The sequence below is a fragment of the Pseudonocardia sp. Ae717_Ps2 genome (assembly GCF_001932475.1).
Classification (GTDB): Bacteria; Actinomycetota; Actinomycetes; order Mycobacteriales; family Pseudonocardiaceae; genus Pseudonocardia.
On the sequence record NZ_MCIS01000001.1, the window covers coordinates 6,125,264 to 6,144,254 of the forward strand.

The window sequence follows — 18,991 nt, forward strand, 5'->3', positions numbered from 1 at the left end:
CGCTCCCCCTCGGACGCCGTGGCGGTGGCCGGGGCTCCCCACCCGGCCGGTTCCACGAACCGGAGTGATCCGATGACCCGCCCCGCCCTGCGCGGACGCACCCCCGGCGTCCGCGCGACCGCAGCGTCGCACCCACGACCGGCCCGAGGCCGGTCGGTGACGGTCCACCGCTCGCGCACCCACCACCCCCGCCCGCTGCGGGCACCCTCACCGGCCGGGCGCACGCCCGGCGACCGGTGAACCGCCCGGTTCCGCATCCGGTCACCGCACCCCTGCGGCGGGACACCCCGCCGCCCGCCGACGCCTGGCTGGCGCACCGCCGCGCTCGCACGGTGTGGGGATCCGTGCTGGTCACGGTCCTCGTCGGCCCGTCGCTGATCTGGATGCTCCGTTCCGGGCCGCAGCCGCTGCTGCACCAGCTCTCGGTCCTGACCGGGCTGCTCGCGCTGTCGGCGATGGTGATCGTCGCGGTGCTGCCGTCCCGGGTGCGCGGACTCTCCGGAGCCCTCGGCCTGGAGACCCTGCTCGGCCTGCACCGCAGGCTCGGTGTGCTGGCCGGGGTGCTCGTCGCCCTGCACCTGGCCTGTGTGGTGGCCGACCACCCGGAACGCGTCGGGCTGCTCGTGCCGTTCGCCGCACCGGCCCGCGGCCAGGCCGCCACCCTCGCGACGGTCGCGGTCGTCGTGCTGCTGGTGCTCGCGCTGCGCGGGGTCCGGACCGGCTCGCACGAGGTGTGGCGCTGGCTGCACCTGAGCCTGGCCGCGGTCGTCGTCGGCGCGTCGTCGCTGCACGTGCTGTGGCTGAACAACCTGGTCGGCGACGCCGTCATGGGGCCGGTGCTCGGCGGGCTCGGCCTGCTGCTGGTCGCGGTGCTGGTGCTCCGCTGGGGTGCCCGCGCGGCGACCGGCGAGTTCCGGGTGCACGTCGTGCGCCCGGAGAGCCCGACCGTGTCGACGCTCGTGCTCGCCCGGCCCGGCCGGCACGCCGGGCCGTGGTTCCGGCCCGGCCAGTTCGCCTGGCTGCGGCTGGAGCGGATGTCGGTGGAGGAGCACCCGTTCACCATCGCGTCGTCGGCGGCCGACGGTGGGCGGGTCGAGTTCACCGTCCGGCACACCGGCGACTTCGCCGGGCGGCTGCGTGAGCTGCGCCGCGGCGACCCGGTCTGGGTGGACGGCCCGTACGGCTCGTTCACCCCGGACTCGGTGCCGTCGACCGGGCTCGTGCTGATCGCGGGCGGCGTCGGGATCACGCCGATGATGAGCATGCTGCGCACCGCCGCCGACCGCGGCGACCGGCGGCCGTACCGGCTGGTCGTGCACGCCCGCGACCGCGCCGACCTGCTGTTCCGGGCCGAGCTCGCGCACCTGCGCACACTGATCGACCTGCAGGTCACCGAGGTGCTGCGCCGCCCGTCCGCGGACTGGGCCGGGGCCACCGGGCCGATCGACACCGCGCTGCTCGCCGCCGTCCTGACCGATCTCGACGACCCGGCCCGCCGCCTCGACTACTTCGTCTGCGGCCGGCCGCAGCTCGTCGGCGACGTCCTCGCCACCCTCACCGCGCTCGGTGTCCCGGACGACCGGGTGCACACCGAGCAGTTCGCCCAGGTCTGAGAAGGGGAGAGCCCATGTCCCGCCGGATCCCCGGCCCGCTCCGCTGGTCGGTGCTCGCCGCGCTGGCCGCGGTCGCCGCGGTCGCGCTCGCCCAGTACTGGGTGGCCACCTCGGCCTCCACCGACCAGCAGCAGGGATGGACGCAGACCCGGTGGGGGCCGCTCGGCCCCGCCGATCGCGACCTGCTGCAGAAGGTGCGCCTCGCCGGTCTCTGGGAGGCACCGACCGGGCAGCAGGGTGAGCAGCAGGCCACCTCGCCGGCGGTCCGCGAGGTTGCGCGCAAGCTCGGCGTCGAGCACCACGATCTCGACGCGCTGGTCCGCTCCACCGCCGAACAGCTCGGGGTCCTGCTGCCCAGCAGACCGAACGACCAGCAGATCGGCTGGATGAACGACCTGACCGCCCGCACCGGGACCGACTACGACCGCCAGTTCGTGCAGCTCCTGCGCGCCGCGCACGGCTCGGTCCTGCCGGTGATCACCGACGTCAAGGTCGGCACCCGCAACGAGCTCATGCGGCAGTTCGCGAACGAGGCGTCGGTGTACGTCACCCGGCACATCGGCTACCTGGAGTCGACCGGGCTGGTCGACTACGCGGCCCTGCCGGCCCCGCCCGATCCGGTTCCGACCGGCGCCCGCAGCGCGACCGACGTCGTCGTGCCGGCCCTGGTGGTCGGGGTCGCGCTGCTCGCCGCGGGCGGGCTGCTCATGACCCTGCACCGGCGTGGCCGCCCGGCCGCCGGCCCGACCACCGCCCTCGTCCCCGCCCCGCGCCACCCCCGCGACGGCGCCCGACGGGCCCTGCCGGTCGGACCGCCCGACCCCTGGGACGAGCTGGCGCACGTGCCGCCGGTCCGACCCCGGCCCGACCCCGACGCCGGCCTCGCCGACGCCACCCCCCCACTACCTCGACCTGGACACCGACACCGGAGCGCCGCCCTCCCGCACCACCGGCGCGCACCGCACCGCCCCGAGGAGCCGATACCGATGAGACCCACCACCAGTCGCAGCAGGACGATCGCGGTCACCGCGCTCGCACTGGGCCTGCTCGTCGCCGGGCCCGCCGCCTACGCCGCCGGGGCCGCCTCCGTCGACCGGGGGGACCGGCCGGCGAACGTCGCATCCGGGCCGTCCGACTCGTCCGGCTCGTCCGGCTCGTCCGACGGGGCCCGGGACACGTCCGATGCCGCGGGCTCCTCCGGGGGCGGCGGGCACGACCACTCCGGGCACACGGGGTCCGGCTCCTCGGGCCCGGGCACCTCGGACGCGGGCTCGGGCAGCTCGGACGCGGGCTCGGGCGCCGACGGCTCGGGCTCGGGGTCCGGTGCCGCCGACGATCAGGCCTCCGGTGCCGCCGACGGCCGGGGTTCCGACGGCGCGGGGGGCGGAGCCGCCGGGAAGGCCGACGGGAACGGCACGGGCGCGCCGTCGGCGCTCGACATCCTCGCCGTCGACTGCTCCGGCAGCAGGCTCACCGCCCACGACGGGTTCCAAAAGGCGCCCCGCTGCGTGTCCACCGCGTTCGGCGAGGTCGCCGACGCCGGCCGCAGCCCGTCGCTGCTGATCACCCAGGCCCCGACGAAGGTCCGCCCGGGGGAGGCGTTCCGCCTGACCGTCAGCACCCGGAACCTGGTCCGCGACCGGTTCCTGCCCGCGGCCCAGGGCGGCTACTACGCCGAGGCGTCCCTGCTGAACGGCCAGGGGCTCCAGCGCGGCCACTTCCACACCGCCTGCCGGATCCTGCCCGACCCGGGCGAGGCACCGGACTCGGCGCCCGACCCGCTGTTCTTCCTGGCCACCGAGGACGGCGGCGGGGGAGCACGGCCGGACAGCGTCACGATCGACGTGCCCGGGGTCGAGAAGACCGGCGAGCTGCAGTGCTCGTCGTGGGCCGGCGACGGGTCGCACCGCACCCCGATGATGCAGCGGGCCAACCAGACGCCCGCCTTCGACTCGGTCCGGATCGAGGTGGGCTGACATGCGACTCTCCGGACCCCTCCTGACCATGGTCGCCGTCGGCGCGGTCGCCGCCGGGGCCGCGACGGCCAACGTCGTGCTCACCGCAGAACCGGAACCGCTGCCCCCAGCGGCCCCCGCCGCCGTCGACCAGGCGGCGGGCTCGCTCGCCCTCCCGGCGGCGCCCGCTCCGACGGCCGCCCCGGCCCCGGCCGCGACCGGCACGGTCGCCTACACGGGCCGGTCGACGAACGGGACGGTCACCGTCGACATCTGGGTCACCGACGGCGCCGTGAAGGCCTACGTCTGCGACAACCGCGGCATCGAGTCCTGGACGACGGGCACCGCCACCCCCGGCGGCACCACCCGCCTGACCGGCAAGGACGGCGCGGAGGTCGCGTACAGAGTCGCCGACGGTGTCGCCACCGGCACCGCCCGCGCCGACGGGCGGTCCTGGGAGTTCACCGCGGCCCGGACCGACGCGTCCGACCCGGCACCCGCACCGGCCCCCGCGCCTGCCGAGGCCCCGGCCACCGGCGGCAGCGGCTACGGCGGTGGGTACTGATGTCCCCCCGCGCGCGGCACGAGGACCGCGACCTCACGGACCCGGTCGGGTTCGCCCCGGTCCCCGCGGACATCCCGAACCCCCGCGGCCCCGAGCACAGCGGCGGCTGGGCCGCCGTCCCGGAGCCGTCCCGGGCACCCGACCACGACCCCGACACGGCCGCGGACCGATGGGCGGGCACCGCCGACCGGCGCCGCGACGCCGTCGCGGGGGACCTGTTCACCCCGACCGGCCCGCTCACCTCGCCCCCGGGCGGCGGTTCGGGCGCCCACGGGGTCACCACGCCGCGCCGCCCGGCGCGGGACGCCGGGACCGCGCGTCCCGGCCGCCCGCGCCGGGCCGCCGGTGACGTCCCGCAGTCCGGATGGTCCACGGGCGCCGACGACGCGGCCCGGGCCGGGAGCACCCCCGGCCGTCGCCGGTCCCGCGCGGCGACACCCGACCCGACCCGCGCGCGTCGCCGCCCGGCCGCGGAGGCGGCCCAGGAGGTCGCCGTCCCGGCGGAGGGCCCGTCGTGGCGGGTCGTCGCCGTCCCGGTCGTCGTCGGGTCGCTGGTCGCGGTGGCCCTCGGTGTCTGGGCCCGTCAGCACGTCGGCACCGGCGTCGCGGTGAACCTCGCCGGGTTCTCCAGCGGGGCCGCGGCGAAGGCCTGGCTCGGCTCGGCGGCCCTGGTCCTCGCGATCGTCCAGGGGGTGACGGGTCGGATGATGATGCGCGGCTACGCCGACCCGGCGACCGCGGTCGCGCACCGGTGGTCGGGCCGGGTCGCGGTGCTGGTGACCGTGCCCGTCGCCGTGCAGTGCCTCTACGCGTTCGGCTGGTCCGGCGCGACGACGTCGGCGCTGCTGCACTCCGCGCTCGGCTGCCTGTTCTACGGCGCGTTCGTCACCAAGATGCTGCTCCTGCGGCGTCCGGGCGTGCCCGGATGGCTGCTCGCCGTCGCGGGTGGGGTGCTGCTCGCCGTGCTCGCCGGGGTCTGGCTCACCTCGGCGCTGTGGTTCTTCACCGGCCACGGCCTGTCGTTCTGATCCCCGACCGCTCCCACCGAACCCCGGAGGTCCCCCGTGTCCCCGATCCCGCGCCGCCGGCTCCTCGCCGGCGCCGGTGCCGCCGTGGCCTGCTGTGCCGCGGGCTGCGCCACCTACGGAACCCCGCGTGACACGGCTCCCGCCGCGCCCGCACCGTCCACCCCCACACCGGAGCCGACCACTCCGGCGCCCGCGCCGAGCAGCGCCGCCGCCCCGGTGCCCGCCGGACTCACCGCCGTCGACGACGTCCCGGTCGGCGGCGGGCGGGTCTTCGCCGAGCAGCGGGTCGTCGTGACCCGCCCGGACGCGAACACCGTCCTGGCCTTCGACGCGACCTGCCCGCACCAGGGCTGCCTCGTCGACCAGGTCTCCCGGGCCGGCATCTCCTGCCCCTGCCACGGCAGCCTGTTCGCCGTCTCCGACGGGGCCCCGCTCGACGGACCCGCCCGGGCACCGCTCACCTCGCGACCGGTGCGGGTCGAGAGCGGGCAGGTGGTCCTGGCCTGACAGTGCCGAGGCCGCCGAGGCGCCGGGGTGCCGACCGCCGTCGCCCGGGAGCGGGCTGTCCGGCGGCCGCTGAGAGCCCCGCGCGCGACCGACGGGTCCGACTGCTCCGGACGGCGGAACGCTTTCCCACCCGTCGCGCTCGCGGGTCCGTCCACCGGTCGGGGGTCTCAGTCCGCGAACGGCGGCCGCCGCCGGTCGTAGCGTGCTGTCCGCATCGGTTCCGTGGTCGCTCCCCGACTTCCACGCCGCACGACGTGGCCGCCGGATCCGGCGACGCTCCCCGTCGCCGGGCCCGCGCGTCCCGCCCGCGGCGCCGGAGGACCGCCGTGCCCGGGACCTCGACCCCGGGCACGGCGGTTGCACATCCCCGGAACCGGCGCCCGGCCTCAGCCGAGGGTGAACGGGTCGCGGGTGCCGCCGGTCAGCTCCACCCACACCGACTTGTTCTCCAGGTACTCCTCGACGGCCGCGACGCCGTTCTCCCGGCCGAGCCCGGAGTGTCCGAACCCGCCGAACGGGACGCTCGGCGACACCACCCGGTAGGCGTTGATCCACACCGTCCCGGCGCGGATCCTCCCCGCGACCCGGTGCGCACGGTGCACGTCCTTCGTCCACACCGCACCGGCCAGGCCGTAGGGGGTGTCGTTGGCGAGCGTCACCGCCTCGTCCTCGTCGGTGAACCTCAGCGCCGCGAGCACCGGGCCGAACACCTCCTCCCGGTAGACCGTGGACTCGGGCGTCACCCCGGTGATCACGGTCGGCTGCACGAAGTAGCCGCCCAGGCCGGACTCGGCGGCCCCGCCGTAGGCGACGGTGTTGCCCTCCGCCTTCGCCGTCTCCAGGTAGCCGAGCACCTTCTCGTACTGCGGCCCGTTCGCGACGGGACCCATCTCGGTGTCCTCGGCGTTCGGGTCGCCGAGGGTGATCGTCGCCGCGCGCTCGGCGACGAGCCGGACGAGCTCGTCGTGGACGTCGGCGTGCACGATCAGCCGCGACCCCGCCATGCAGGTCTGGCCGGTCGCGGCGAACACGCCGGCGACGATCCCGTTCGCGGCGGCCTCCAGGTCGGCGTCGGGGAACACGACCTGCGGGGACTTGCCACCCAGCTCCAGGGTGACCGTGTTCAGGTTCTTGGCGGCCGCCTTCGCGATCGACCGTCCGGTCGCCGTGGAGCCGGTGAGCGCGACCTTGTCGACGCCCGGGTGCCCGGCCAGGTGCGCGGCGGTGTCCCGGTCGTTCGTGGTGACGACGTTGACCACGCCGGCCGGGATCCCGGCCTTCTCGATCAGCTCGGCCCACTTCAGCGTCGAGGCGGGCGCGTGCTCCGACGGCTTCACGACGATCGTGCAGCCCGCGGCCAGCGCGGGTGCGACCTTCCAGGTCATCAGCAGCAGCGGGGAGTTCCACGGCGTGATCGCCGCGACGACGCCGACCGGTTCCTTGCGCGTGTAGACCAGGTAGTTCGGGTTCGGAGTGGGGATCTGGCGGCCCTCGATCGTCGGGGCGATCCCGGCGTAGTACTGGTACCAGCCGCCGAGACCGCCCAGCTGGCCGATCATCTCCCGGTACAGCTTCCCGGAGTCGCTGACCTCGGTCCGGGCCAGCGCCTCGGCGTTCTCGGTGATCAGGTCGCCCAGCCGACGCAGGCAGGCGGCGCGGCCGAACGGGGTCATCGCGCCCCACTCGCCGTCGAGCGCGCTGCGGGCGGCGGCGACGGCGGCGTCGACGTCGTCGGGGCCGCCGTCCGGCACGGTCGCCCAGGGCGCTCCGGTGAACGGGTTCTGCGTCTCGAAGGTGCGGCCGGACGCCGCGTCGGACGGCTTCCCGCCGATCAGCATCCTGAACGTCTCGAGCTCGGCCATGGACGGTCCTCTCTCCAGCGACTCCGGTGGCGCACACGTCCTCGCCGACGACCCTACGAACCCGGGCCACGATCCGCAGCCGGTGCAGGATGGGCACATGGCACTCGATCTGCACCACGTCGTGGACGGTCCGGCCGACGCACCGGCGGTGCTGTTCGGCCCGTCGCTGGGTACCGACCTGCATCTGTTCGACGCCCAGGTGGCGGCCCTGTCCGACCGCTTCCGCTGCGTCCGGTTCGACCTGCCCGGCCACGGCGACTCGGCCCCCGTCACCGGTGACCTGACGATCGCCGACCTCGGCCGCGGCGCGCTCGCCGCTGCCGACGCCGCCGGGGTCGCGGACTTCCACTACGTCGGCGTCTCGATCGGCGGGGCGATCGGCCAGTGGCTCGGCGTGCACGGCGGGGAGCGGGTGCGCAGCATCGCGGTCCTGGCGACGGCGGCGCGCTTCCCGAACCCGGACTCGTGGCCGCAGCGCGCGGCGACCGTGCGGGCGGACGGCACCGCCGCGATGGTCGGCTCTCGCACCGGGACCTGGTACGTCGAGTCCTGGGCGCAGCGCGACCCGGCCGGAGAGCAGCGGCTGCTGGACATGCTGCGCGCCTCCGACGACGAGAGCTACGCCGCCTGCTGCGCCGCCATCGGCGCCTTCGACATCCGCGCCGAGCTGGGCGAGGTGTCGGTGCCGGCACTCGCCGTGGCGGGGGCGGACGACCCGGCGACGCCGCCGTCGTCCCTGCACGAGATCGCCGACGCGATCCCCGGCGCCCGCTACGCCGAGGTCGCCGACTCGGCCCACCTACTGAACTACGAGCGCCCCGACGAGGTGAACGCCCTGCTCACCGAGCACCTGACGGCCCGGAGCTGACCCGCCCCGGCCCGCCCGCGCCGGAGGAAGGGCGCTCGGAGGAACGGGTGGCGCGGCGGGCGCGGTAGGCGGCGACGTGCGCTCGGTTCGCGCAGTTGCCGGTGTCGCAGAAGCGCTTGGAACGGTTGCGGGACAGGTCGACCAGCACGGCGTCGCAGTCCTCGGCGGCGCAGCGGCGCAGCCGGGACAGGTCGTCGCGGCGCACCAGGTCGACGACCGACATCGCGATCTCCGCGCCCATCCGGTCCGCCAGCGGGGCGTCCTGCGGGGTGACGTGCAGGTGCCAGTCCCAGCCGTCGTGCCGCGCGAGGTGCGGGCGCGCATCGGTCTCGGCGAGGATGGCGTTGACCAGGGTGACGGTGCCGTCGCGGTCGGGGCCGTCGTCCTCGCCGTGGGCGGGCCACAGCCCGGCCAGCCGCTCGCGGAGCACCCGGACGGCCCGGCGCTCGTCGTCGGAGCCGGCGCGGCGCCCCGAGTACGGCTGCTCGGCCAGCCACGCGGCGAAGCCCGGCACGTCGTCGAGCGGGTCCGGGTCGGCCCGACGGGTGTTCACCAGCGCCGCGGCCGCCGCGAGCAGCACCTGGGTGTCATGGGCGAATTCCATGTTGACCCCTGACATGGTCGGTTCCTAGTGTCAGGAGTCTATGGGTGCTTCGGTCGTGACACGGGATCACGTGGTCCGCGGGCTGCTGTGGGCGCTGGTCTCGGCCGCCGCGTACGGCTTCTCCGGGCCGCTCGGTGCGGCGTTCCTGGAGGCGGGCTGGTCGCCCGGGCTCACGACGCTGCTGCGCATCGCCGGCGCGGCGGTCCTGCTCCTCCCGGTGACGGTCGTGATGCTGCGCCGGTACCCGCTCAGCGCGCCGAACGCCCGCAAGGTCCTGCTCTACGGCCTGGCCGCCGTCGCGGGTGTCCAGCTGTGCTTCTTCCAGGCGTTGCAGCACCTGTCGGTGGGCGTCGCGCTGCTGCTGGAGTTCCTCGCGCCCGTGCTGCTCGTCGGCTGGACGTGGGCGCGGACCCGGACCGCCCCGGCGGCGGTGACGCTCGTCGGCTGCGTGGTCTCGCTGGTCGGGCTGGTACTGGTCGTCGACCCGTTCGGGCCGCAACGCGTCGACCTGACGGGAATCCTGTGGGGCCTCGGCTCGGCGGCGTGCGTCTGCGTCTACTTCCTCCTCCCCGGCGGCGACGACCGCGATGGCGTCCCACCACTGTTGATGATCTCCGGCGCGATGGTCGTCGGCGCGGTGACGCTCACGGTGACCGGTCTGCTGGGCATCACGCCGTGGCGGGTGGGGGAGTCCAGCGGGAGCCTGGCGGGCGCCGACGTGCCGTGGCCGGTGCTGCTCGGGATGCTGGTCGTGCTCGCGACGGTGCTGCCGTACCTCACGGGGATCATCGCGATCCGACGGCTCGACACGCGGGTCGCCTCGTTCGTGGGGCTGTCCGAGGTGATGTTCGGGGTGCTGGCGGCCTGGATGCTGATCGCGCAGGTCCCGAGCCTGATCCAGGTGGCGGGCGGGGTGCTGATCCTCGGGGGGATCATGCTGATCCGGCGGGCTGAGAACCGGGTCGCGGCGACGCCGGGGGAGATCGCCACCCAGGGCTGAACACCACTCACGCTCCCCGACCGGGACGAACGAGTGAACATCTCCTCGGCCGGGCGCCGGTCACGCCCTTCGCCGGGGACGCTCGTTGTACGGGGTGTCGGTGCCGCTCCCCGCACCGACGGTGCTGCCGGCCCCGACCGGCGTGATGCGGAGCCGAGGTCGACAGTGTCCGACGGTCAGTTCGTCACCAGTTCCTTCTGTGCGAAGGGCGAGTGCGTCGCGGTGGCGGCCGACGCGGCCGGTGTGCGTGTCCGGTCGACGACCGCGGAGGCGACCGTCGTCGGCTTCACCGACGACGAGTGGACGGCCTTCGTCCGCGGGGTCAAGAACGGCGAGTTCGACCTCGACCGTCTGCGCGGCTAGGACCGCCCCGCGAAGCGTCGCTCCAGCATCGCGCGGCTCTCGTCGGGGGACATGGCCCGGTCGAGGAGTCGCCGCCAGATCCGGCGGTAGTCGGCGACGGCCTGCGGGGTGTCGACGAAGACGTCGTTCTCCGTGCCCTCGACATTGACCATCGGCCAGTCCGTCTCGGGACGGCGTGGGGTGAAGACGGAGAACGTGCTGGTCGCGCTCGTCCAGCCGGCGTGGAACGGCAGGATCTGCAGCGTGACGTTGGGCTGGTCGCCCCGGCGGATCAGCTCGCCGATCTGCGCCCGGAGCACCTCCTGGTCGGCGCACCGGTGCAGTGCGACCTCGTCGAGGAGGACGTGGAGCTCCAGGGGCGGGGCCTCGGCCCGGTCGGGCTCGATGACGTTCTGCCGGCCGAGGCGGATCTCCACCATGCGCTCGATCTCGCTCCGGGCCCGACCGGCGAACACCTCGGTCAGGAGCAACCTCGCGTAGTCCTCGGTCTGCAGGAGACCGGAGATCGGGATGCTGAACGTCTCCTTGGCCCGGGACTCCGCCTCCAGCGAGATGAGCATGTCCAGGTCGACGCCCGACGGTGCGGGACCGAAGGGCTCCCACCAGCCCGGAGCCTTCGCGTCGTTCGCCCATCCCAGGATCCGCTCGCGGTCGGCGTCGGATGCCTCGTAGATGTCCAGCAGGTCGCGGACGTCACGGAACTTCGGCTCCACCTGCCCCGTCTCGATGCGGGACAGCTTGGAGGGCGAGACCTCGAGGAGCTTCGCGATCTCGGAGAGCTGCCGGTGGCGCCCCGTGCGGAGCTGCTTGAGGGCCCAGCCCAGCCGTTTGCGGATGACGAGTGGGCCGTGTGCCGCGGTCATGACCACACGTCCTCCGGTGGCTCCTGCCGATGGTCGCCCGCGATGCTACTGCGGATGCACGTGCAGACCCCGATGGTGCGGCCGGTCCGCCGCCGGACCCGCGTGGTCAGCCCGCGGCGACCGCCTGCTGGACTGCCTGCGGGGTCGCGTCGACCTGGGTGCCGTCGACCTTCACGGTCGGGGTGCCGGACACGCCGTCGCGCAGCGCCTGCTGGGTGATCTGGGTGACCCAGGGGGCGTAGCGCTGGTCGTCGACGCACTGGGCGAAGTCGCCGCCCGCGCCGACCTTCTGCCCGAGCGCGACCAGCTGCTCGTTCGGGAGCCCCGCGCCGCCCTCGGCGGGCTGGTTGTCGTAGAGCTCCTTCTCGAACTGCGGGAACACCCCCGCCGCGGCCGCGCACCCCGCCGCGGCGCCCGAACGCGTCGAGTACCGGGTCGACGAGGCCCGGTCCAGGATGGCGATGGGGTGGTAGACGATCTTCGCCTGACCGGAGGAGACGAGCTGGTCGAGGGTCTGCCCGGCCTGCGCCTCGAACTGCTTGCAGATCGGGCACTGGAAGTCGAGGTAGATGTCGATCGTCTTCGGGGCCGCCTCGTTGCCGACGGTCACGCCCTGCGCGGACGCGTTGGCCGGGACCGCGATCCCGCCTCCGGAGTTCTTCCAGTAGACGCCGACACCGACGACGGCCGCGAAGGCCACGACGACGATCACTGCGATCACCGTGAACTGCGACGGTCCCTTCTTCGCGGTGAGCGGGTTCTTCGCCGCCGCCTTCCGCTTCCCGGTGGCCATCAGGGTCTCCTCCTCGGATGTCCGTGTGCCCCGCTCCCGACGACCAGTTGTACGCCCTCTCGTCCCGCAACGGTTCGGCGGGGCATCGGTCCGCCACAGGTCAGGGGCCCGGGTGGCGGATCTTCGATCGCGTGTAGAACCATGGGGTCGTGAGTACCGACAGCGCCGTGGACCGGCCCGCACCGGAGACGGACGTCCGTACGGTCGAACTCAAGATCGACGGCATGACCTGCGCCGCCTGCGTCGGCCGCGTCGAGCGCAAGCTCGGCAGGCTCGACGGGGTCGACGCGACCGTCAATCTCGCGACCGAGCGCGCGCTGGTCCGGTACCCGTCGGCCACCCCGGTCTCCACGCTGGTCGAGACGGTCCGCAGGGCCGGCTACGGCGCCACCGAGATCCGCCCCACCGACACCGGTGACGAGGCCACCTCCGACGACACCGCGCTGCGCCGGCTGCGGACCAGGATGGCCGTCGCGCTCATCCTGTTCATCCCGCTGGCCGACCTGTCGCTGGCGATGTCGCTGGTGCCGTCGCTGCGCTTCCCGTACTGGCAGTGGGTGGTCGTGGCGCTCGCGCTGCCCGTCGTCGGCTGGGCGGCGTGGCCGTTCCACCGCACCGCGGTGCTGAACCTGCGTCACGGGACGACGTCGATGGACACCCTCGTCTCGCTCGGCGTGATCTCGGCCTCGGCCTGGTCGCTGGGGGAGATGGCCTTCCTCGACACCCGGCAGACCCTCACCGGGTGGGACGCGGTGCTGCACCCCTCCGGGCCGCTCTACATCGAGGTCGCCGCCGGGGTGACGACGTTCGTGCTGGCCGGGCGGTACTTCGAGGCACGGGCCCGCCGTACCGCCGGGCGGGTCATGCGCTCGCTCGCCGCGCTGGAGACCGACGAGGTCACCGTCCTGTCCGGGGGTGTGGAGTCCCGCGTCCCGGTGCGACGCCTGCGGGTCGGCGACCGTTTCCTGGTGCGGCCGGGTGAGCGGGTCGCCGCCGACGGTGTCGTCGAGACCGGGCGGGCCGCCGTCGACACCAGCGCGATGACCGGTGAGCCGGTCCCGGTCGAGGTCGGGCCGGGCGACGCCGTCACCGGCGGCACGATCGCCTCGGGCGGGCGGCTGGTCGTCGTCGCCGAGCAGGTCGGGGCCGACACCCGCCTCGCGCGGATGATCGCGGCCGTCGAGCGGGCGCAGACCGAGAAGTCCGCGACGCAGCGGTTGGTCGACCGGGTGTCGTCGGTGTTCGTGCCGGTGGTGCTGGGGTTGGCGCTGCTCACCCTCGGGGGCTGGCTGCTGGCCGGCGCGGGCTGGGCCGGCGCGCTGGCCCCCGCGATCGCCGTCGTGATCATCGCCTGCCCGTGTGCGCTGGGGCTGGCGACGCCGACCGCGCTGATGGTCGCGACCGGCCGTGGCGCCGAGCTGGGCATCTTCGTGAAGGGGCACCGGGCGCTGGAGACCACCCGGGCCGCCGACACGGTCGTGCTCGACAAGACCGGCACGCTGACGACCGGGCGGATGGCCGTGGTCGAGGTCGCGGCCGTCCCGGGTGGCGACGCGGCGCAGCTGCTGGCCCGCGCCGCCGCCGTCGAGAGCGGGTCCGAGCACGCCATCGCCGTCGCGATCCGGGCCCACGCCGGTTCGGACGTCCCGGCGGTGGAGGACTTCGTCGCGCTGCCCGGGCTCGGGGCCCGCGGCACCGTCGACGGCCGCACCGTCACCGTCGGTCGTCCCCCGGAGGACCCGGGTGCGCTCGCGCCGCGGCTCGCGGAGTGGGAGGCGGCCGGGCACACCGTCGTCGCCGTGCACGTCGACGAGGCTCTCGCCGGGCTGATCGCGCTGGCCGACCCGGTGAAGGAGTCCGCGCCGGTGGCCGTCGCCGAGCTGGTCGCGATGGGGCTGCGCCCGGTGCTGCTGACCGGTGACCGGCCCGCCGCCGCGCACGCCGTCGCCGCCGCCTGTGGGATCACCGAGGTCGTCGCCGGCGCGCTGCCCGACGGCAAGGTCGACCACATCCGTGGGCTGCAGGCCCAGGGCCGCACCGTCGCGATGGTCGGCGACGGGGTGAACGACGCCGCCGCGCTCGTCGCCGCGGACCTGGGCATCGCCGTGGGCTCGGGCACCGACGTCGCCCTGGAGGCCGCCGACGTCGTGCTCGTGCGCGACGACCTGCGCGTGCTCCCGGCGACCGTCGAGCTGGCCCGCGCCACGATGGGCACCATCCGCGGCAACCTCTGGTGGGCGTTCGGCTACAACACCGCGGCGATCCCCGTCGCGATGGCGGGGCTGCTGAACCCCCTGCTCGCCGGGGCCGCGATGGCGCTCTCGTCGTTCCTGGTGGTCACCAACAGCCTGCGGCTGCGGAAGGCCGCGAGCTGGGCCGACGGGGCGCTGGGCGGGACACGCACCCCGGTCGGCGAGGAGAGCACCGATTACGTCGAGGCGCGGGACTGACTCCTGTCCGGGGCGGGCCGGTGGGGGAATCCCGCATCGGGGCCGCGGGACTAGCTTCCACTGCCGTGAGCAGCTACCTCGTCGAGCGCCGGACCGTCGTGGACGCACCGGCCGACCGCGTCCACCCACTGGTCGCGGACCTGCACGCGTGGCGGGGCTGGTCGCCCTGGGAGGGCCTCGACCCGGACCTGCACCGGGAGTACTCCGGGCCCGAGCGCGGCCTCGGCGCGCGGTACTCGTGGTCGGGCAACCGCCGGGCCGGCCGCGGGACGATGGAGGTCGTCGGTGACGCCGCGGACCAGGTCGACGTCGCGGTGACCTTCGAGAAGCCGTTCCGCTCCACCGCCACCTCGACCTTCCTGTTCGTCCCCGCCGACGGTGCCCGGACCGAGGTCGTCTGGCGGATGACCGGCGAGCAGCGGGGGATCGCCGCGCTGCTGGGCCGCGTCGTGCCGATGGACCGGATCCTCGGCGGCGATCTGGAGAAGGGCCTGACGCGGCTGGGCGTCGCGGCTCGCCCCTGAACGGGCCGACCGATCATGTCGAGGCGCTGACCGCCGCGATCATCAGATGTGACGATCCGGGGGTTTCGGGCGATACGGTCCTGCTCATCCTGGCGATGGGACGGTCGTGACCACCTCGCAGCGCCCGCAGGGCGACCCCTACCGTCCCGGGCCGGGCCACGGCGCTCCGCCGTGGCACCAGGCAGCACCCGTGCCCGGGCAGTTCCAGCGCCCCGGGCCGCAGCCCGCCGTGCCACAGCAATGGATGCCGCCTGCCGGAGCGGTCCCGCAGCAACCTCACGGCTGGGCTCCTGTCGCGCCGGCTGCGCCCCGGAACGGGCTCGGTATCGCCGCGCTGTGCCTCGGCATCGTCGGGCTCCTGTTCGGGCTGGTTCCCTTCACCGGCTTCCTGGCGTTCGCGCTCGGCGCCGTGGGCGTGATCCTGGGGCTGGTCGGGTTCGGTCGAGCCCGTCGTCGGACTGCCAGCAACCTGAAGACGGCGATCACCGGGACCGTTCTCTCCGTGATCGCGATCGCCCTCGGTGTCTGGGGCATGGTCATCGTCTTCACCGGCCTGAACCAGCTGTCGGAGGATCTCGGCAACCTGTCTGCGGCATCGTCGCCGGCCGCCACGTCCGGGACGGGGACGACGCCGGCGGACGTGACGAACCCCTTTGTCGCCGGTCCGGTCACCTACACGCTGGAGATCACCGGTGATGCCGAGAAGATGATGGTCTCCTACGGCACCGGCAGCGCCACCAGCTCGTCGTCGGACTACCAGGCGCTGCCGTGGAGCAAGACCGTCGAGGTGACGGGGGACTACAAGTTTGCCCAGGTCAACGCAGTGAGTTCCGGGCCCGGCACTATCACCTGCACCATCACCGACGTCGCGACGGGTCAGGTCGTCGACACCCAGACCTCGGAATCGCTGGACGACAACCAGTACAGCTCGGCGAACGTCGGCTGCACCACTGTCGGCTGATCCCGGCGCACCCTCGGGCCGTGTCCGGCACGAGGTGGTCACGCACGATCGAGCCGGACACCCCAGGGGCCCTGCCGGGACGCCGGCCGGGCCCCTCCTCCTGTCTCGGCGGGGTCCGCCGCACGACGCAGCGGTGGTCCCGCACCGCGGCCGTGACGAGCCGCGGCGCATCGACCGGAATAGCCGGTCGGGCAGCGTGGCTGATCACGGTGTGACCGCACCTCTACCCGATGCGATCGACTCCCGTCTCGACCGGATGCTCGCCGGCATGGAGTGGGAGCTGCGCCGGTCCCGCCGATCCCGGGTGACCGACGGCGCCGTGTCCACGGTGCTCCGCGACACCGCCGGGTTCGTGTTCCTGCACGACGGCCGCGCCGCGGTCCGGGCGGCGGCCGAGCAGGGCTGGACCCCGGTCGCGGCGGGCGACCTCGTCCTGGTCCCGCGGCGCGCCGACCTGACCGTCCGCGGCGACGGCGGCGCCGAGGCCACCGTCGTCGAGCTGACGCGGCCCCCGGCCGCGCGGCCCGACGAGGGCCCGCTCCCGGACGCGGTGGTCGCCCGGTCGTTCGGGGCCGCCGAGCCGGGCATGGCGGTCCTGGTCCGCGGCATGGCGTGCGGGTGGAGCACCGTCGGCGGGGCGGTCCGCAGCGGCGACACGGTGATCTGTTCGCGGATCGCGACCACGATCGCGGTGACCGCGGTGCGCATGTGGGTCGAGCAGCAGCCCTGCTGCGCGGACCGGTGGCTGTCCTCCGCGCTGGACCCGCGCATCGGGCGGGCCCTGCGCGCCGTGCACGCCGACCTCACCCGCGCCTGGACGGTGGCCGACATGGCCCGGGAGGCGACCATGTCCCGGGCCGCCTTCGCCGAACGCTTCACCGAGCTGGTCGGGCGCAGCCCCGCCGGGTACCTGACTGCCGTCCGGGTCGGGGTGGGGCGGGAGCTGCTCGCCGACGACACGGCCACCGTCGCGGAGGTCGCGCACCGGGTCGGCTACCGCTCCGAGCTCGGGTTCGCCCGCGCCTTCCGGCGGGAAGCAGGCATGTCGCCGTCCCAGTGGCGCGCCTCGGCCCGGGCGGTCCGGGCCCGCTGACCCGGCCTACGACCGGCTCGGCTCCTGCGGCGCGGACCCGAACGCCAGCCCACCCACCGTCGCCACCACGGCCGCCGCCGCCAGCGTGACGCGGACCCCGACGCCGTCGACGAGCAGCCCGCCGACGACGGCGCCGACGGTGATGCCGAGCTGGAAGCCCGCGACGAGCAGCCCGCCGCCCGCCTCCATCCGGTCCGGCACCACCCGGGCCATCCACGTCGACACGACCGTCAGCCAGGCACCGAACGACAGCCCCCACACCGCGACACCCGCGACGACGACCGGCAGCACCGCGGGGAACGTCGCCACCGACGCGACCCCGGCGGCCAGCACCAGCGGGACGGCGTACCGCACCAGCCGCAGGTACCGGTCCACCAGCATCCCGACGACGAGGTTGCCCACCACCCCACCGGCGCCGAACACCGCGAGCAGCACGGCCACCCCGCCGGCGTCGAGCCCCGGGACGGTCCCGAGCGCGGGCCGGACGTAGGTGAACGCGGCGAAGTGCCCCAGGACGGTCAGTACGTGACCGGCCAGTCCACGCGGCATCCCGGGGGCGCGCAGCGTGTCGACCAGCGGGCGCAGCCCGTCGGCGGCGTCCGGCGCGACCGGGGGCAGCACGGTGCGGATCGTGAGCGCGGTCAGCGCGGACAGGACCGCGACACCGACGAACACGGCCTGCCACCCCGCCAGCGCACCGAGGTAGACGGCCACCGGCACCCCGGCGACCGTCGCGAGGGTGGTGCCGGTGTTGACCAGCATCATCGACCGTCCGAGCCGGCCCGGCGTGCTCAGCCGGGACGCCACCGCCAGCGACATCGCCCAGAACCCGCCGATCGCCGCACCCAGCAGGAGCCTGGCGGCCAGCAGCACGACGAAGCTCGGCGCGATCGCGACCAGGATGTTCGACACCGCGGCGCCCGCCGCGAGCACGGTCAGCAGGGCGCGGCGGTCGACCCGCGGGAGCAGCGCGCCGATCGTCGGGGCCACGAGGAGCCCCACGAACGCCGTCGCCGACACCGCCTGGCCCGCCTGCCCCTCGGTGATGCCGAGCGTGGTGGCCATCGGGGTGAGCAGACCTGGCGGGAGGAACTCCGCGAGGACCAGGACGAAGCTCGTGAGGGCCATGACGCCGACGGCGCCCCAGGCGGTGCGGTCCGGACGGGTGGAGGTGGATGTGGTGGATGTGTCGGTCACGCTGTCAGCCTTCGCCGTGGTGCGGCCGGGTACCCGTCCGATCGTCCGGCGTGACAGACCGGTCGTCCGGATCGGGGCCGTTGGTCAGAGCACGGGTTGCACCGGCAACTCCCCTTGTGCCGCGAACGAGGTGGCGACGACGTGGCCCGCCGCGCCGAGGTCGAGGAACCGGGGCGGCGGGCCGCCGTCGGTGACGTGCCGGCGCCTGGGATGACGGCCGGGCACCACGTCCGCGGTGACCCCGGCTTCGGTGAGCAGCCGGGCGATGCCGTCGATGAGACCGCGCGGCCCCCGCGCGAGCAGGCCCCGACCACCCGCCAGGTGCACGGGGAGGTCGTCGAGCCGGTGGAAGCACTCCGCCGGCGGGTACCAGCCGCCGGTCTCGGACTCGACCAGCATGCGGAGCCGGTACGCCAGCAGCTCCGGCTCCGGCGGCGCACCGCGGACGTACACCGAGTCCGAGATCTCGGTGTGCAGGCGGAGCACCGGGTGCTCGCCGTGGAGCCCGACGTGCGTGACGTCCGGCCCCGGGGTACCGGCGAGCTCCCAACCGAGGACGCCGTCGGCGTCGATCCGGACGTGCGTCCGCGCCAGCTCCTCGACGTCCTCCTGCCATGGCTGGTCGAGGACGAGGTCGACGGACAGCCGCTCGCCCGCGATCCGCACGGCACCGACCCGTGCCTCGACCTGGTACTCCGCGACGACCGTCCCGAGGAGCTCCAGGTCGAGCGGCTGCTCCGCCACG

The 18,991-nt window shown here is 74.9% G+C and carries 19 protein-coding genes; 13 read left to right on the forward strand and 6 right to left on the reverse strand.

Features of this window, described 5'->3' with window-relative positions; all coding sequences use genetic code 11:
* The first annotated feature begins 72 nt into the window (after positions 1-72).
* The 6 genes from Ae717Ps2_RS37495 to Ae717Ps2_RS28365 all read left to right on the forward strand — a co-directional run bounded on the left by Ae717Ps2_RS37495 (position 73) and on the right by Ae717Ps2_RS28365 (position 5,668).
* Positions 73-240 (forward strand): hypothetical protein, encoded by a 168-nt coding sequence (locus Ae717Ps2_RS37495; RefSeq protein WP_158071556.1) that lies wholly within the window; start codon positions 73-75, stop codon positions 238-240.
* Between the two features lie 92 nt (positions 241-332).
* A complete protein-coding gene (locus tag Ae717Ps2_RS28345; RefSeq protein WP_143510487.1) occupies positions 333-1,613 on the forward strand; it encodes a ferric reductase-like transmembrane domain-containing protein in 1,281 nt (426 codons plus the stop codon).
* A 14-nt stretch (positions 1,614-1,627) separates the two neighbouring features.
* Positions 1,628-3,589: a DUF4142 domain-containing protein gene (locus Ae717Ps2_RS28350; protein WP_075334083.1), complete on the forward strand. Its 1,962-nt coding sequence runs from the start codon at positions 1,628-1,630 to the stop codon at positions 3,587-3,589.
* A 1-nt stretch (position 3,590) separates the two neighbouring features.
* A complete protein-coding gene (locus Ae717Ps2_RS28355; protein WP_075334084.1) occupies positions 3,591-4,133 on the forward strand; it encodes a hypothetical protein in 543 nt (180 codons plus the stop codon).
* Positions 4,133-5,161: a DUF6529 family protein gene (locus Ae717Ps2_RS39440; RefSeq protein WP_233147702.1), complete on the forward strand. Its 1,029-nt coding sequence runs from the start codon at positions 4,133-4,135 to the stop codon at positions 5,159-5,161. Before Ae717Ps2_RS28355 ends, Ae717Ps2_RS39440 begins: the two co-directional genes overlap by 1 nt.
* 36 nt (positions 5,162-5,197) lie before the next feature.
* The gene (locus Ae717Ps2_RS28365; RefSeq protein ID WP_075308952.1) at positions 5,198-5,668 is read left to right on the forward strand and encodes a Rieske (2Fe-2S) protein; all 471 of its coding nucleotides are present in this window, start codon (positions 5,198-5,200) and stop codon (positions 5,666-5,668) included.
* 386 nt (positions 5,669-6,054) lie between these two features.
* Here the strand turns inward: Ae717Ps2_RS28365 and Ae717Ps2_RS28370 are convergent, their stop codons facing one another.
* Positions 6,055-7,530 (reverse strand): aldehyde dehydrogenase, encoded by a 1,476-nt coding sequence (locus Ae717Ps2_RS28370; protein ID WP_075334085.1) that lies wholly within the window; start codon positions 7,528-7,530, stop codon positions 6,055-6,057.
* 97 nt (positions 7,531-7,627) lie between these two features.
* On the opposite strand from Ae717Ps2_RS28370, the gene pcaD reads away from it, so the two are divergent.
* On the forward strand, positions 7,628-8,398 hold the full coding sequence (gene pcaD / locus Ae717Ps2_RS28375) for a 3-oxoadipate enol-lactonase (protein WP_075312521.1): 771 nt from the start codon (positions 7,628-7,630) through the stop codon (positions 8,396-8,398).
* Here pcaD and Ae717Ps2_RS28380 read toward each other — a convergent pair.
* Positions 8,370-9,002 carry a CGNR zinc finger domain-containing protein gene (locus Ae717Ps2_RS28380; RefSeq protein WP_020625334.1) on the reverse strand — a complete coding sequence of 211 codons (633 nt, stop codon included), beginning with the start codon at positions 9,000-9,002 and terminating at the stop codon, positions 8,370-8,372. The genes pcaD and Ae717Ps2_RS28380 overlap by 29 nt on opposite strands.
* A 55-nt stretch (positions 9,003-9,057) precedes the next feature.
* Here Ae717Ps2_RS28380 and Ae717Ps2_RS28385 point away from each other — a divergent pair, with 55 nt between their 5' ends.
* Positions 9,058-10,002, forward strand: a complete 945-nt coding sequence (locus Ae717Ps2_RS28385; RefSeq protein ID WP_158071557.1) for a DMT family transporter — start codon at positions 9,058-9,060, stop codon at positions 10,000-10,002.
* 165 nt (positions 10,003-10,167) lie between these two features.
* On the forward strand, positions 10,168-10,365 hold the full coding sequence (locus Ae717Ps2_RS28390) for a DUF397 domain-containing protein (RefSeq protein WP_020625336.1): 198 nt from the start codon (positions 10,168-10,170) through the stop codon (positions 10,363-10,365).
* Here the strand turns inward: Ae717Ps2_RS28390 and Ae717Ps2_RS28395 are convergent.
* Positions 10,362-11,228, reverse strand: coding sequence for a helix-turn-helix transcriptional regulator (locus tag Ae717Ps2_RS28395; protein WP_139318859.1), 867 nt, complete (start codon positions 11,226-11,228; stop codon positions 10,362-10,364). The genes Ae717Ps2_RS28390 and Ae717Ps2_RS28395 overlap by 4 nt on opposite strands.
* A 106-nt stretch (positions 11,229-11,334) precedes the next feature.
* On the reverse strand, positions 11,335-12,021 hold the full coding sequence (locus Ae717Ps2_RS28400; protein WP_020627125.1) for a thioredoxin domain-containing protein: 687 nt from the start codon (positions 12,019-12,021) through the stop codon (positions 11,335-11,337).
* Between the two features lie 149 nt (positions 12,022-12,170).
* Here Ae717Ps2_RS28400 and Ae717Ps2_RS28405 point away from each other — a divergent pair, with 149 nt between their 5' ends.
* From Ae717Ps2_RS28405 to Ae717Ps2_RS35530, 4 genes are all read left to right on the forward strand, one after another.
* Entirely contained in the window at positions 12,171-14,471 is a 2,301-nt protein-coding gene (locus tag Ae717Ps2_RS28405) for a cation-translocating P-type ATPase (protein WP_233147703.1), read from the forward strand.
* 65 nt (positions 14,472-14,536) lie between these two features.
* The gene (locus tag Ae717Ps2_RS28410; protein WP_075308944.1) at positions 14,537-14,995 is read left to right on the forward strand and encodes an SRPBCC family protein; all 459 of its coding nucleotides are present in this window, start codon (positions 14,537-14,539) and stop codon (positions 14,993-14,995) included.
* A gap of 106 nt (positions 14,996-15,101) precedes the next feature.
* Positions 15,102-15,956 carry a DUF4190 domain-containing protein gene (locus Ae717Ps2_RS38535; protein ID WP_175581815.1) on the forward strand — a complete coding sequence of 285 codons (855 nt, stop codon included), beginning with the start codon at positions 15,102-15,104 and terminating at the stop codon, positions 15,954-15,956.
* 211 nt (positions 15,957-16,167) lie between these two features.
* Positions 16,168-17,049, forward strand: a complete 882-nt coding sequence (locus tag Ae717Ps2_RS35530; protein ID WP_084797530.1) for a helix-turn-helix transcriptional regulator — start codon at positions 16,168-16,170, stop codon at positions 17,047-17,049.
* 6 nt (positions 17,050-17,055) lie between these two features.
* Here Ae717Ps2_RS35530 and Ae717Ps2_RS28425 read toward each other — a convergent pair whose 3' ends face one another.
* Positions 17,056-18,246 (reverse strand): MFS transporter, encoded by a 1,191-nt coding sequence (locus tag Ae717Ps2_RS28425; RefSeq protein WP_075308940.1) that lies wholly within the window; start codon positions 18,244-18,246, stop codon positions 17,056-17,058.
* Positions 18,247-18,330: 84 nt separating this feature from the next.
* Complete coding sequence (locus tag Ae717Ps2_RS28430) at positions 18,331-18,990, reverse strand: hypothetical protein (protein WP_075308938.1); 660 nt, start codon at positions 18,988-18,990, stop codon at positions 18,331-18,333.
* Position 18,991 lies beyond the last annotated feature (1 nt).